This is a genomic window from Pseudomonas sp. GL93 (assembly GCF_003408955.1).
Lineage (GTDB): Bacteria > Pseudomonadota > Gammaproteobacteria > Pseudomonadales > Pseudomonadaceae > Aquipseudomonas > Aquipseudomonas paracarnis.
This window is the reverse complement of sequence record NZ_NKRF01000012.1, coordinates 26,266-39,830: the sequence shown is the minus strand read 5'-3', so window position 1 is coordinate 39,830 and position 13,565 is coordinate 26,266. Positions and strand designations below refer to the sequence as shown.

Below are 13,565 nucleotides of genomic sequence, written 5' to 3'. Positions count from 1 at the left end.
AGCAGGGCCGCCTGGGGGTTACCCCAAGCATAGTCAAATCTTTACTTGATGGTCAGGGCTTCCAGCTTGCCGCCGTTGCCATACACATAAAGCATGTTACCCACCACCAGCGGACGCGCACGCAGGCCGTCGCTGTCGATACGCTGGCGACCGACAAAACGACCGTCCACCTGGCTCAGCAGGTGCAGGTAGCCTTCGAAGTCACCCACCGCGACGTAGCTGGAGAAGACTTCCGGTGCCGACAGTTGACGGCGAGCCAGGGAGTCATTGCTCCACAGTGCAGTGGTGGAACGCTCATCGACACTTTCAACGGTGCCGGATGCCAGGCTCACATAGACGCTGCCAAACCCTTGGGCGACACCCGCATAGCTGGAAGCATCACGCTGCCAGTTGATGCGACCGCTTTGCAGGTCCAACGCGGCAACACGACCCTGGTAGGTGGCGACGTAGAGGGTTTCACCCGACAGCAGCAAGCCGCCGTCGATGTCTACAACGCGATCCAATTCGGAACGACCTTGCGGGATGGCCACACGAGTTTCCCAGGCCGGCACGCCGTTCTGGGTATTCAAGGCAACCACTTTACCGGTCGACAGGCCAGCAACGGCCAGGTTGTTGGTCACAATCGGACCACTGGTACCGCGCAGGGTCAACACCGCAGGGGTGCTGTCGTACAACCAGCGTTGGTCGCCGGTGGAGGCATCCAGGCCGATCACGCGGTCGTCCTGGGTTTGCACCACGACGATATCGCCGTTGGTCGCCGGTGCCGAGAGCACTTCACTGGTCACGCGGGCGCGCCATTTCTCTTCACCGGTGCTGGAGTCCAGCGCGACCACGTCACCCTTGAGGGTACCGATCAGCACCATGCCGTAGCCGACGCCCACACCGCCGGAAACCGGCAGTTCGAGGTCTTTCTTCCACTTGATGTCGCCGTTCATGCGATCCATGGCAACCACGACGCCAGTGGAATCAGTGGCCACGATGTTGTCGCCGTCAATCGCCGGCTGCAACAGGTTGTAGAGGTCGCCCTGCCCATCACCAATGGATTGGCTCCATTGTTTTTGCAGGACCACTTCTTCCTTGAAGCTGGTCAGCTCGGCAGGAGGCAGTTCTTTTTTGCTGTTGCTGCTGCAACCCGCGGCCAAAACGGCCAGAGCCAGCAATGCTGCATGTTTCCAACGGATCACGTCACGCATCCCCTTTGGCCAAGTCGTCGAGCTTGATTTGTAAGCCACCGACCGCCGCTTCATCAGACAGCGCCGCCTTGGCTTTTTGGTACGCAGCATGGGCTTCGTCGGTACGACCCAATTGGACCAACAGGTCGCCCTTGAGCTCTTCGCGAGTGGCCACGAATGCCTTGTCAGCATCGCCGTCGAGCAGTTTGAGTGCTTCGTCAGCCTTGTTCTGTGCCGCCAATACCTGTGCCAGGCGCTGACGTGCGATTTCACCCAGGGTCGGGTTGGTCGGCTTGTCGGCAATGGCCTTCAGCTCGGTGGCGGCGTCATCCAGCTTGCCGGTGTCGACCGCGACTTTCGCGACGAACAGGCTGCCGTACTGGGCGTAGGTGCTACCGCCGAATTCGTTCTTCAGCTTGCCGGCCAGGTCTGCCACCTGCGCAGGGTCAGGCTTGCCGTCCGGGGTCAGGGTAGTTTCCAGCAGTTGCTGATAAACGATCGAGGCACCTTGGGACTGGTTGGCCTGATACTTGGTCCAGGCTTGCCAGCCGAACACCACCACTAGCGCCAGCAGGCCACCTGTGACCAGGGGCTTGCCGTTACGCTGCCACCAGTCCTTGAAGTCGGCCAGTTGCTCATCATCAGTACTCGACACCCCAATACTCCTTAATCGCTAAATTCGGCTGTTCGACAGCTTCAACCCTGCACAACGCAGGTGGCCAAGTGCGCAGCGAGCGCATCAAAGGCAATGTTCTGTTGTTCGCCCTGGCCACGCAGGGGTTTGAAACCTACCACTTGCTGGGCCAGCTCGTCATCGCCGAGGATCAGTGCGTAAAGCGCACCGCTCTTGTCGGCCTTCTTGAACTGGCTCTTGAAGCTACCAGCGCCGGCATTGATCTGCAGGCGCAGGTTGGGCAGTTGGTCACGTACTTTTTCGCTCAAGGCCAGGGCCGCCAGTTCGGCAGCCTCGCCGAAGGCGCACAGGTACACGTCCACCTGACGGGAAATCTCTTCTGGAACCTGCTCCAGGGTTTCCAGCAGCAGGATCAGCCGCTCGATGCCCATGGCAAAGCCTACGCCCGTGGTCGGCTTGCCGCCCATTTGCTCGACCAGGCCGTCGTAGCGACCACCGGCACACACGGTGCCCTGGGCGCCGAGCTTGTCGGTGACCCACTCGAACACGGTCTTGCTGTAGTAGTCGAGGCCACGCACCAGCTTGGGGTTGATCACGTAGGGAATACCGGCTGCATCCAGACGAGCCTTGAGGCCCTCGAAATGCACGCGGGACTCGTCGTCCAGGTAATCAGCCATTTTCGGCGCATCGACCAGCACGGCCTGGGTATCGGCGTTCTTGGTATCCAGGACGCGCAACGGGTTGGTCTTCAGACGGCGTTGACTGTCTTCGTCCAGCTTGTCCAGGTGGGCCGACAGGTACTCGACCAGGGCTTCGCGATAGCGCCCCCGGGACTCGCTGGTGCCCAGGCTGTTGAGTTCAAGCTTGACCGCATCGCGGATGCCCAGTTGGCCCCACAGGCGCCAAGTCAGCACGATCAGCTCGGCGTCGATGTCCGGGCCGTCCAGGTTGAAAACTTCGCAACCGATCTGGTGGAACTGGCGGTAACGGCCTTTCTGCGGGCGCTCGTGGCGGAACATCGGGCCGATGTACCACAGTTTCTGGGTCTGGCCACCACCGGTGATGCCATGTTCCAGTACGGCGCGAACGCACGCGGCCGTGCCTTCCGGACGCAGGGTCAGGGAGTCGCCGTTACGGTCTTCAAAGGTGTACATCTCTTTTTCGACGATGTCGGTCACTTCACCGATGGAGCGCTTGAACAGCTCGGTGAATTCGACGATCGGCATGCGGATCTGCTTGTAACCGTAGTTATCCAGCAGGCGCGCGACAGTGCTTTCGAAATAGCGCCACAGTGGCGTCTGCTCCGGCAGGATGTCGTTCATGCCACGAATGGCTTGCAGAGACTTGCTCACATCAAATCCTTAAGTTCGTTCAATCAGCCGCGAGCGATCAGCGCTGCGTCAGCGGCGACCTTCTCGGCCGCTTTCTCGCGGATCAGCTTTTCCAGCTCATCCACCAGATTGTCATTCGTTAGCTTCTGCGATGGTTTGCCGTCGATGTAAATCAGGTTCGGTGTACCACCGGTCAGGCCCACGTGGGCCTCTTTGGCCTCACCCGGCCCATTGACCACACAACCGATCACTGCGACATCCAGCGGCACCAGCAGGTCTTCCAGGCGCAACTCCAGGTCGTTCATGGTTTTCACCACGTCGAAGTTCTGCCGCGAACAGCTCGGGCAGGCGATGAAGTTGATACCACGGGAACGCAAACGCAGGGATTTGAGAATGTCGTAGCCGACCTTCACTTCCTCTACGGGGTCTGCCGCCAGGGAGATGCGGATAGTATCGCCAATCCCTTCGGCGAGCAGCATACCGAGACCCACCGCAGATTTCACTGTGCCTGAGCGCAAACCGCCCGCTTCAGTGATCCCCAGGTGCAGCGGTTGCACGATTTCCTTGGCCAGCAGGCGATAGGCTTCTACGGCCATGAACACGTCCGAGGCCTTTACGCTGACCTTGAAGTCCTGGAAATTCAGGCGTTCAAGGTGTTCAACGTGGCGCAGTGCCGACTCGACCAGCGCCGCCGGAGTGGGCTCGCCGTATTTCTTTTGCAGGTCTTTTTCCAGGGAGCCGGCGTTGACGCCGATGCGGATTGGAATACCGCGATCACGGGCAGCGTCCACCACGGCACGCACGCGGTCTTCACGCCCGATGTTGCCGGGGTTGATACGCAGGCAGTCCACACCCAGTTCGGCCACGCGCAACGCGATCTTGTAGTCGAAGTGAATATCGGCAACCAGTGGCACCTTGACCAACTGCTTGATACGACCAAAGGCCTCGGCTGCGTCCATGTCCGGAACGGACACCCGCACGATGTCCACGCCAGCCGCTTCCAGACGATTGATCTGGGCCACGGTGGCGGCCACATCGTTGGTGTCGCTGTTGGTCATGCTCTGCACTGCGATGGGGGCGTCGCCACCCACCGGCACCGAGCCGACCCAGATCTTGCGCGATACGCGACGTTTGATTGGAGATTCGCCGTGCATGACTATTGTCCCAACTTGAGGCGAGCAGTCTCGCCACTGGTGAACGGCGCCACGTCTACAGGCTGGCCGTTGTAGGCCACTTGCGCGCCACGGGCAAAGCCCAGACGCAGCGTCAAAGGAGGCTTGCCGCCCTGGTCAAGCGTATCTCCCTTACGCTTCAAACCGCTGAACAGCACTTTGCCGTTGCCATCGGTGACCTGCGTCCAGCAATCAGCGATGAAGGTAATTTGTACGCGCCCATCACCGGCGATCAATGCCGGGGTGGTGGGAGGCGACATCGCCGGCGCGGCTGGCGCAGGGGTCGCAGGTGCAGGCGTCGGAACCGCCGGAGCCTGGGCCACGGGTGCTGCCGGAGCGGTCGGAACAGCCGGAGCCGGTACCGCAGCAGGGGCCGTGCCAGCGTCTGGCGCGGGTTGCTCGGCAGTGGCCGGCGCTTGCGGCGCGGCTTGCCCTTCTACCACGGCCTGGTCTTCCGGCTCGTCCAGGGGGTGAATCTGGGTGGTGCCGTCGGCGCTTTCGACTTCGACATGTTCCATGGCGTTGCTGGTCAGGTCTTTGTTGCGCTGGGACGTCTGGTCTTGCCACCAGACGAAACCGCCGCCGATCACGGCAATCAGCAACAACAAGCTGACAATCCGCAAAATCGTGTGGGAAACCCGCGTTGGCTCTTCGATACGCCCCAACCCATGGACATTACTGCCCTGGGCGTCGGTGCCGGTAAACTGGTCGAACTCCTGGACCAGCACAGCCTGGTCGATACCCAGCAATTTGGCATAGGCGCGGATATAGCCGCGGGCAAAAGTGTGCCCAGGCAGCTTGTCGAACGCGCCGGCTTCCAGGTTGGCCAGCGAGGTGCTGGTCAAATTGAGCTTGAGGGCCACTTCCGCCAGCGACCAACCATTGCTTTCGCGGGCCTGGCGCAAGGTTTCGCCTGGGTTGACGCGATTAGCTGCTACATCTTCCGGGTGCGCGGCTTTCATCATTGCTCCGACAGGTATTGCTGATATTCCGGCGTACCGGGATAGAGTCGTTCGAGTTGCTGGCCAAAACGTGCGGCCGTGTCGTGTTCTTCATGAACGGTCGCCAGGCGCACACCGAGCAATAGACTACGTGCATTTTGCCCGCTGAGCAGGCTAAAACGCTCGTAATAGTCACGTGCCGGCACATAATGCCTGTCTTCGTAAGACAACTCAGCCATTTCGAGCAATGCCCGTGGCTGGCGACTGTTCAGGTGCAGGGCTTTTTCCAGCTGCTGGCGAGCGCTGTCGCGCTGACCGAGGCGCATCGAGGTCACACCAAGGTTCTCGAACACCCGCGAACGCTGCGGGTAGAGGGTATCGGTGGCGGCTTGCTGGAAATAACGTGACGCCAGGTCGTACCGTTGCTGCTCGAACAGGAAACTGCCGTAGTTGTTCAGCAGCCGCGGATCGGCAGGGCGGGAGGCCAGGGCCTTGTGGAAATAGCGGTCGGCCAGCTCCGGCTCGGCCTGAGCCTGAAATACCAAGGCCAGCGCGGCATTGGCATCGGCATCATCGGCGTCCAGCTCAAGGGCCTTTTTCAACGGCACCTTGGCCTGCTCGCTCATGCCTTGGCGCAGATACCCCAAACCCAGTTGCACATAGGCAACTCGCGCCTCATCACGGCCTTTATCAGTGCGCAACGGGCTGTCATGGCCCGATGAAACGCAACCGGCCACCAGGCCGATAAACAGTAAAAGCAGCGCAAGGCGCAAGGGCATAGAGATCCTCTCTCAGATTCGATTCACAGCGATTTGCGGCAAATCTTCAGCGGCGTTAAGTTCGCGCACGGCGATATAACGTTCACTGCGGCGGGTGCGGTCCATCACCTGCCCTACCAATTGGCCACACGCGGCATCGATGTCTTCACCACGAGTGGTTCGCACAGTGACGTTATAGCCGGCCTGGTGCAGTTGATCCTGAAAACGACGGATGGCGTTGTTGCTCGGCCGCTCGTAACCAGAATGAGGAAACGGGTTGAACGGGATCAAGTTGATCTTGCACGGGGTGTCCTTGAGCAATTCGATCATCTCGACCGCGTGCTCCAGTTTGTCGTTGACGTCCTTGAGCATGGTGTACTCAATGGTCAACACACGCTTCTCACCCAGGGTCGCCATATAACGCTGGCACGACTCGAGCAGCATCTTAAGCGGATACTTCTTGTTGATCGGCACCAATTGGTTACGCAATGCGTCATTAGGTGCGTGCAGCGACAACGCGAGGGAGACGTCGATGTGCTTGGCCAGCTCATCGATCATCGGTACCACGCCGGAGGTCGACAGGGTCACACGGCGCTTGGAGATGCCGTAGCCCAGGTCGTCCATCATCAGATGCATGGCCGCAATCACATTGTCGAAGTTCAGCAGCGGCTCACCCATGCCCATCATCACCACGTTGGTGATGGCACGGTCGACGGTCGCCGGGACGCTGCCAAAGGATTTGTTGGCAATCCACACCTGGCCGATAACTTCGGCGGCGGTGAGGTTGCTATTGAAGCCTTGCTTGCCGGTGGAGCAGAAACTGCAGTCCAGGGCACAGCCTGCCTGGGACGAAACGCACAAAGTGCCACGTTTGCCCTGGGGAATGTACACGGTCTCGACACAGCTGCCGGACGCCACGCGCACGACCCACTTACGGGTACCGTCGCTGGAAATGTCCTCGCTGACCACTTCGGGACCACGCACCTCGGCAATGGCCTTGAGCTTGTCGCGCAGGGCCTTGCTGACGTTCGTCATGGCGTCGAAATCGTCGACGCCAAAGTGGTGAATCCACTTCATTACCTGACCGGCACGGAAACGCTTCTCCCCGATTGAGTCGAAGAATTTCTCCATTTCCGGCTGAGTCAGACCCAGCAGGTTGGTTTTAACAGTCGATGTAGTCATGGATTCACCCTCACTCTTTAAGCCGATGCTTAGCGAGCGGTTACTTCAGTAGCAGCGAAAAAGTACGAGATTTCGCGAGCAGCGGCAGCTTCGGAGTCCGAACCGTGAACAGCGTTGGCGTCGATGGACTCAGCGAAGTCAGCACGGATGGTGCCGGCAGCTGCTTCTTTAGGGTTGGTAGCGCCCATCAGCTCACGGTTCAGAGCGATAGCGTTTTCGCCTTCCAGAACCTGAACAACAACAGGACCGGAGATCATGAAGGCAACCAGGTCGCCGAAGAAGCCACGAGCGCTGTGCTCAGCGTAGAAGCCTTCAGCTTCAGCCTTGGACAGTTGCTTGAGTTTCGAAGCTACAACCTTCAGGCCGGCTTTTTCGAAACGAGTGGTGATCTCGCCGATGACGTTTTTTGCAACAGCGTCAGGCTTGATGATGGAGAAAGTACGTTGAACAGCCATGGTGTAACTCCAGAAACGGTAATTTACGAAAAATTAAACCCGCGAATTATACGCGGGTTATTGGGTATTGCCTAACTGCGTAAAGGGAGGCGTCAGTCCTGTTCTTCTTTCCAGGCAGTCTGGATAGCTTCCAGAACCTTTTCACCACCGCGATCACGCTCATCTTCGAACCCTGGCAACGCCATGACCATGTCACGCAAAGCTACAAAGTTCAGGGAGTAAGGATTCAGATCCGGGTTGGCATCGGCCAACAGGATAGCGATCTCTTGTACATCAACCCATTTAAGACTCATGACACTTCCTTGAATCAATGCGGCGCTTCGGCCGCATGGTTGAGCGAATATTTCGGGATTTCAACGGTGAGGTCTTCAGTTCCCACTTTCGCCTGACAACTCAGGCGCGACGTCGGCTCCAGGCCCCACGCCCGATCAAGATAGTCTTCTTCCAGGTCGTCAGCCTCATTGAGGCTGTCGAAACCTTTACGAATGATGCAGTGACACGTGGTGCAGGCATTGACGCCGCCACAGGCACTTTCGATCTCGATGTGGTTGTCATGGGCAACGTCAAGCAGGGACTTGCCGGTCTCCGCCTCCACGACCATGCCCTCAGGGCAATGTTCGGCATGCGGTAGAAAAGTGACCTGCGGCATCAGTTATTCCTCAATTTCGTTCAGGTTGCGGCCCGCCAGCGCGGCTTTAACCGTCTGATCCATACGGCGGGCGGCAAAGGCATCAGTCACTTGCGACAGGCGCTTGGTCTGTTGCTCGATGGCGTAGCCATCGCTGCCTTTCATCAGTTCGGCCAGTTCCTGCATTTGCAGGTCAATGACCATGCGTTCTTCGGCATCAAGCAGGCGCTCACCGTCGGCTTCAAGGGCGCCCTGCACCGCTTCGAGCAGGCGCTGGGCATCCACTTGCTGCTCGCGCAATACGCGGGCGACCTTGTCGTCACCGGCATACTGGAACGAGTCCTTGAGCATCTTGGCGATTTCGCCATCGGTGAGGCCGTAGGACGGCTTCACCTGGATGCTGGCTTCAACGCCGGACGCCAGTTCGCGCGCGGCAACACTGAGCAAACCATCGGCATCGACCTGGAAGGTCACGCGAATCTTGGCGGCACCGGCCACCATCGCCGGAATGCCGCGCAATTCAAAGCGCGCCAGGGAGCGGCAGTCGCTGATCAGCTCGCGCTCGCCTTGCAGCACATGAATCATCATGGCTGTCTGGCCGTCTTTGTAGGTGGTGAAGTCCTGGGCACGTGCGACGGGGATGGTGGTGTTACGCGGAATCACCTTCTCCATCAGACCGCCCATGGTTTCCAGGCCCAGGGACAACGGGATCACGTCGAGCAACAGCAATTCGCCGCCATCGCGCTTGTTACCAGCCAGGGTATCGGCCTGGATGGCAGCGCCGATGGCGACGACTTGATCCGGGTCGATTTCGGTCAGTGGTTGGCGCCCAAAGGCTTCGGCTACCGCTTCACGCACGCGCGGCACGCGGGTGGAACCGCCTACCATGACCACTGCGCCAACGTCTTCCAACTCGATACCGGAATCACGCACAGCACGACGACAGGCTTTGAGGCTGCGGGCGACCATCGGCTCGATCAGCGCATCAAACGCTTCGCGAGTCAGTGGCGCCGACCAATTACCGTAGCAAACGTCAACAGAAGCAGCGTCAGTCAGCGCCTCTTTGGCCGCACAGGCAGTTTGCAGCAGGTTGCGCTGCGCGCCTGGGTCCAGGTCGGCCGACAAGCCGGCACTGCTGATGATCCAGCCAGCAATGGCGTGATCGAAATCATCGCCTCCCAGAGCGCTGTCGCCGCCGGTCGCGAGCACTTCAAACACACCGCCGGTCAGACGTAGGATCGAAATATCGAAGGTGCCGCCGCCCAAGTCATAGATAGCAACCAGGCCCTCAGCGTGCTGATCCAAGCCATAGGCTACAGCGGCCGCAGTCGGCTCGTTCAGCAGGCGCAGCACGTTCAGGCCGGCAAGTTTCGCCGCATCCTTAGTGGCTTGACGCTGGGCGTCATCGAAATACGCCGGAACGGTGATAACCGCCCCTACCAGCTCACCACCCAGGGTGCTTTCTGCACGCTGGCGCAGCACCTTGAGGATATCGGCCGACACTTCCACCGGGCTCTTGGGCCCCTGGACAGTGTCGATGAACGGCATATGGGACTCGCCGCCGACAAAGCGGTACGGCAGTTGGTCACCCAATTGCTTGACGTCGGACAACCCACGCCCCATCAAGCGCTTGACCGACAACACGGTGTTCAAGGGGTCTGCAGACGCGGCCAGCTTGGCCGATTCGCCCACTTCAGTGCGATCAGCGTGATAACGCACGGCGGACGGCAGGATCACCTGCCCATCGGCGTCAGGCAGTGGCTCGGACAGGCCGCTGCGCAAGGCAGCAACCAGGGAATTGGTGGTGCCCAGATCAATCCCGACCGCCAGGCGACGCTGGTGCGGTTGAGGGCTTTGGCCGGGTTCGGCGATTTGCAGTAGAGCCATGGTAATCAGGTCTTATCTGTCTATCAGGCGTGCATCACGGGCAGCACTGGGTTAATCGTCGAGGCGCTCTTCTAGCTGGCGCACTTCGTAGGTGAGCTTGTCGAGGAACTGCATGCGCCGCATCAGGCGTTCGGCCTGTTCGCGTTGCGCCGCATCATCCCAACAGGCTGCGAAGCTTTCGTTGAGCTCATCCTGGGCGGTTTTCAGACGACGCTTGAAGACCGCGACACCCGCCACATCGGCTTCGTCCTGCAGTTCTTCGAGTTCTTCACGCCATTGCATCTGCTGCATCAGGAAGTCCGGGTCATGCACGGTGACTTCCATCGGCAACTCGCCGCCCTTCATCGCCAGCAAATAGCGCGCGCGTTTGGGGGGGCTTTTGAGCGTCTGATAGGCTTCGTTGAGGCTGGCCGATTGCTCAAGGGCCAAGCGCTGCTCACGCTCGGAAGCGTCAGCGAAGCGGTCCGGATGCACCCCACGCGCCAATTCACGGTAGCGCGTGGCGAGCTGCTCAAGGTCCAGCCGAAAGCTCGGCTGCAGCTCGAATAAAGCGAAATGACAAGGAGTACCCACGAGTAGCCTCAGATGTTGAAGCTTTCGCCGCAGCCACATTCACCGCGCACGTTAGGGTTGTTGAACTTGAAGCCTTCGTTCAACCCTTCCTTGACGAAATCGAGTTCGGTGCCGTCCAGGTAGGTCAGGCTTTTGGGGTCGATAATCACTTTCTCGCCGTGACTTTCGAACACCTGATCCTCTTCAACCACCTCGTCGACAAACTCCAGCACGTAGGCAAGGCCGGAACAGCCCGTGGTGCGTACACCCAGACGAATCCCCTCACCTTTACCGCGCCCATTCAGGGAGCGGCGAATGTGCTGCGCAGCCGCTTCTGTCATGCTGATAGCCATCGTTGACTCCTTACTCGTCGCCAAATGCTTAGATCAAGCCTTTCTTCTGCTTGTAGTCGCGAACTGCTGCCTTGATGGCATCTTCAGCGAGTACGGAGCAGTGGATTTTCACTGGCGGCAGCGCCAGTTCTTCGGCCAGTTGGGTGTTGCTGATGGTGACAGCCTCATCCAGGGTCTTGCCTTTCATCCATTCGGTCGCCAGGGAGCTGGAGGCAATGGCCGAACCGCAGCCGTAAGTCTTGAATTTGGCGTCTTCGATAACGCCAGCATCATTGACCTTGATCTGCAGGCGCATCACATCGCCGCACGCCGGGGCGCCGACCATGCCGGTGCCGACATCAGGATCTTCCGCGTTCATCTTGCCGACGTTGCGCGGGTTTTCGTAGTGGTCGATGACCTTTTCGCTGTAAGCCATGGTACTGAATCCTCACTCATCAGGGCCGCTCTGGAACCCTGTAGAAACGCCTGCGTTTTCCGCCACGTTCCTACAGAGCTTGGGTGGCGGCTTCTATAGTTAGTGTGCCGCCCACTCGATCTTGGAAATATCGACACCGTCTTTGTACATGTCCCACAGTGGCGACAGAACGCGCAGCTTGTTGACGGCTTCGCAGACCTTCTGCGCGGCGTAGTCGACTTGCTCTTCAGTGGTGAAGCGGCCGAACGTAAAGCGGATCGAGCTGTGTGCCAGTTCGTCGTTACGGCCCAGGGCGCGCAGTACGTACGAAGGCTCAAGGGACGCCGAGGTGCAGGCCGAACCGGACGATACCGCCAGGTCCTTGAGCGCCATGATCAGCGACTCGCCTTCGACGTAGTTGAAGCTCAAATTCAGGTTGTGCGGTACACGAGCGGTCATGCTGCCGTTGATGTACAGCTCTTCAAGGTTTTCGACCTGCTTGTAGAAGCGATCGCTCAGGGCCTTGATGCGCACGTTTTCGGCAGCCATGTCTTCCTTGGCTACACGGAAAGCTTCGCCCATGCCGACGATCTGATGGGTCGCCAGGGTGCCCGAACGCATGCCGCGCTCGTGACCGCCGCCGTGCATGGTGGCTTCGATGCGCACGCGAGGCTTGCGGCTCACGTACAGCGCGCCGATGCCTTTAGGGCCATAGGTTTTGTGGGCAGAGAACGACATCAGGTCGACTTTCAGCTTGGACAGGTCGATATCGACCTTGCCAGTGGACTGAGCAGCGTCGACGTGCAGCAACACACCCTTGGAGCGGGTCAGCTCGCCGATGGCGGCGATGTCGTTGATGGTGCCGATTTCGTTGTTCACGTGGATCACCGAAACCAGGATGGTGTCTTCACGCATCGCAGCTTCGATCATCGCCGGGGTGACGATACCGTCGGTGGTCGGCTCAAGGTAGGTGACCTCGAAACCTTCACGCTCCAGTTGGCGCATGGTGTCCAGGACAGCCTTGTGCTCAATCTTGGTGGTGATCAGGTGTTTGCCTTTGGTCGCGTAGAAATGCGCCGCGCCCTTGATAGCCAGGTTGTCGGACTCAGTGGCACCGGAGGTCCAGACGATTTCGCGCGGGTCGGCATTGACCAGGTCAGCCACCTGGCGACGAGCGTTCTCGACCGCTTCCTCGGCTTTCCAGCCGAATACGTGGGAACGGGAGGCCGGGTTGCCGAAGTTTCCGTCGACCAGCAGGCATTCGCTCATTTTTTGCGCGACACGCGGATCAACCGGGGTGGTCGCTGAGTAATCAAGGTAAATCGGCAATTTCATGGACTTTCTCCTAAATCAGGCTGGCTGGCGTGCCGTTAGCTCTTCGGCTGTCACTCGACGGCGGACGCTTCAATCTTGTCCAGACGCGGCGCCTTGGTGTTGCAACGGCGCTGGTCCTGACGCTGGGCTACTTCTTGCACCTCACGGCGAGTCACAAGATCAGCCAAGCTGATACCACTCAAAAACTCATGGATCTGCAGGCTCAAGTCACACCACAAGTGGTGCGTCAGGCAGGTGTCGCCGGCGTGGCAATCACCCAAACCCTGGCATTTGGTGGCATCGACGGATTCGTTGACCGCATCGATTACCTGGGCTACCTGGATGCCCTGCATATCGCGGGACAATTGATAACCACCACCTGGACCACGAACGCTGGAAACCAGATTGCTACGGCGCAATTTGGCGAACAACTGCTCGAGGTAGGACAGGGAAATGCCTTGGCGCTCGGAGATATCGGCCAGGGACACCGGCCCAGTTTGCGCGTGCAAGGCCAAGTCGAGCATGGCGGTTACCGCGTATCGGCCTTTTGTAGTCAGTCTCATGGACAAGTACCAAGGTGTTTCAGAATGGGAGCAAGTATGCGATTCCCGAGTATTTAAGTCAACTATAAGACCTAGTACTTTAGTCAGGATTACCCGTAAAAAGGGCGCGCGAATCATAGCAGGATGGGGTGGGATGGACCAGCGCAACCAGGCCTGCTGCAAGGCCACTGAGCCAATGGAGATCAAATGCGGGAGCTGGCTTGCCTGCGATAGCTATCTATCAGCTAGC

General features: G+C 59.3%; 16 protein-coding genes. All 16 read right to left on the bottom strand.

Annotation, left to right across the window (positions count from 1 at the left end):
* Window positions 1-41: 41 nt before the first annotated feature.
* Complete coding sequence (gene bamB, locus CER19_RS03400; RefSeq protein WP_116665398.1) at window positions 42-1,193, bottom strand: outer membrane protein assembly factor BamB; 1,152 nt, start codon at window positions 1,191-1,193, stop codon at window positions 42-44.
* Entirely contained in the window at window positions 1,186-1,827 is a 642-nt protein-coding gene (locus CER19_RS03395) for a tetratricopeptide repeat protein (protein WP_056789048.1), read from the bottom strand. The genes bamB and CER19_RS03395 overlap by 8 nt, the downstream gene beginning before the upstream one ends.
* Window positions 1,828-1,868: 41 nt before the next feature.
* Window positions 1,869-3,158, bottom strand: coding sequence for a histidine--tRNA ligase (gene hisS, locus CER19_RS03390; protein WP_034128022.1), 1,290 nt, complete (start codon window positions 3,156-3,158; stop codon window positions 1,869-1,871).
* A gap of 23 nt (window positions 3,159-3,181) precedes the next feature.
* Window positions 3,182-4,291 carry a flavodoxin-dependent (E)-4-hydroxy-3-methylbut-2-enyl-diphosphate synthase gene (gene ispG, locus CER19_RS03385; protein ID WP_003175952.1) on the bottom strand — a complete coding sequence of 370 codons (1,110 nt, stop codon included), beginning with the start codon at window positions 4,289-4,291 and terminating at the stop codon, window positions 3,182-3,184.
* A 2-nt stretch (window positions 4,292-4,293) separates the two neighbouring features.
* Window positions 4,294-5,271, bottom strand: a complete 978-nt coding sequence (locus tag CER19_RS03380) for a RodZ family helix-turn-helix domain-containing protein (protein WP_116665397.1) — start codon at window positions 5,269-5,271, stop codon at window positions 4,294-4,296.
* The gene (pilW, locus tag CER19_RS03375; protein WP_116665396.1) at window positions 5,271-6,029 is read right to left on the bottom strand and encodes a type IV pilus biogenesis/stability protein PilW; all 759 of its coding nucleotides are present in this window, start codon (window positions 6,027-6,029) and stop codon (window positions 5,271-5,273) included. Before pilW ends, CER19_RS03380 begins: the two co-directional genes overlap by 1 nt.
* A gap of 12 nt (window positions 6,030-6,041) precedes the next feature.
* Window positions 6,042-7,190, bottom strand: coding sequence for a 23S rRNA (adenine(2503)-C(2))-methyltransferase RlmN (gene rlmN / locus CER19_RS03370; protein WP_003194014.1), 1,149 nt, complete (start codon window positions 7,188-7,190; stop codon window positions 6,042-6,044).
* Between the two features lie 29 nt (window positions 7,191-7,219).
* The gene (ndk, locus tag CER19_RS03365) at window positions 7,220-7,645 is read right to left on the bottom strand and encodes a nucleoside-diphosphate kinase (RefSeq protein WP_003175956.1); all 426 of its coding nucleotides are present in this window, start codon (window positions 7,643-7,645) and stop codon (window positions 7,220-7,222) included.
* 92 nt (window positions 7,646-7,737) lie between these two features.
* Window positions 7,738-7,938, bottom strand: a complete 201-nt coding sequence (gene iscX, locus CER19_RS03360) for a Fe-S cluster assembly protein IscX (protein WP_116665395.1) — start codon at window positions 7,936-7,938, stop codon at window positions 7,738-7,740.
* 14 nt (window positions 7,939-7,952) lie between these two features.
* Window positions 7,953-8,294, bottom strand: coding sequence for an ISC system 2Fe-2S type ferredoxin (fdx, locus tag CER19_RS03355; RefSeq protein ID WP_032895388.1), 342 nt, complete (start codon window positions 8,292-8,294; stop codon window positions 7,953-7,955).
* Window positions 8,295-8,297: 3 nt separating this feature from the next.
* Window positions 8,298-10,160 (bottom strand): Fe-S protein assembly chaperone HscA, encoded by a 1,863-nt coding sequence (gene hscA / locus CER19_RS03350; protein WP_116665394.1) that lies wholly within the window; start codon window positions 10,158-10,160, stop codon window positions 8,298-8,300.
* Window positions 10,161-10,211: 51 nt separating this feature from the next.
* Complete coding sequence (gene hscB, locus CER19_RS03345) at window positions 10,212-10,733, bottom strand: co-chaperone HscB (protein WP_014719822.1); 522 nt, start codon at window positions 10,731-10,733, stop codon at window positions 10,212-10,214.
* An 8-nt stretch (window positions 10,734-10,741) separates the two neighbouring features.
* Entirely contained in the window at window positions 10,742-11,065 is a 324-nt protein-coding gene (iscA, locus tag CER19_RS03340) for an iron-sulfur cluster assembly protein IscA (protein WP_003209680.1), read from the bottom strand.
* Window positions 11,066-11,093: 28 nt separating this feature from the next.
* Window positions 11,094-11,480, bottom strand: coding sequence for a Fe-S cluster assembly scaffold IscU (gene iscU, locus CER19_RS03335; RefSeq protein WP_003175965.1), 387 nt, complete (start codon window positions 11,478-11,480; stop codon window positions 11,094-11,096).
* Between the two features lie 99 nt (window positions 11,481-11,579).
* Entirely contained in the window at window positions 11,580-12,794 is a 1,215-nt protein-coding gene (locus tag CER19_RS03330) for an IscS subfamily cysteine desulfurase (RefSeq protein ID WP_003194019.1), read from the bottom strand.
* Between the two features lie 50 nt (window positions 12,795-12,844).
* Window positions 12,845-13,336 (bottom strand): Fe-S cluster assembly transcriptional regulator IscR, encoded by a 492-nt coding sequence (iscR, locus tag CER19_RS03325; RefSeq protein WP_003194020.1) that lies wholly within the window; start codon window positions 13,334-13,336, stop codon window positions 12,845-12,847.
* Window positions 13,337-13,565 lie beyond the last annotated feature (229 nt).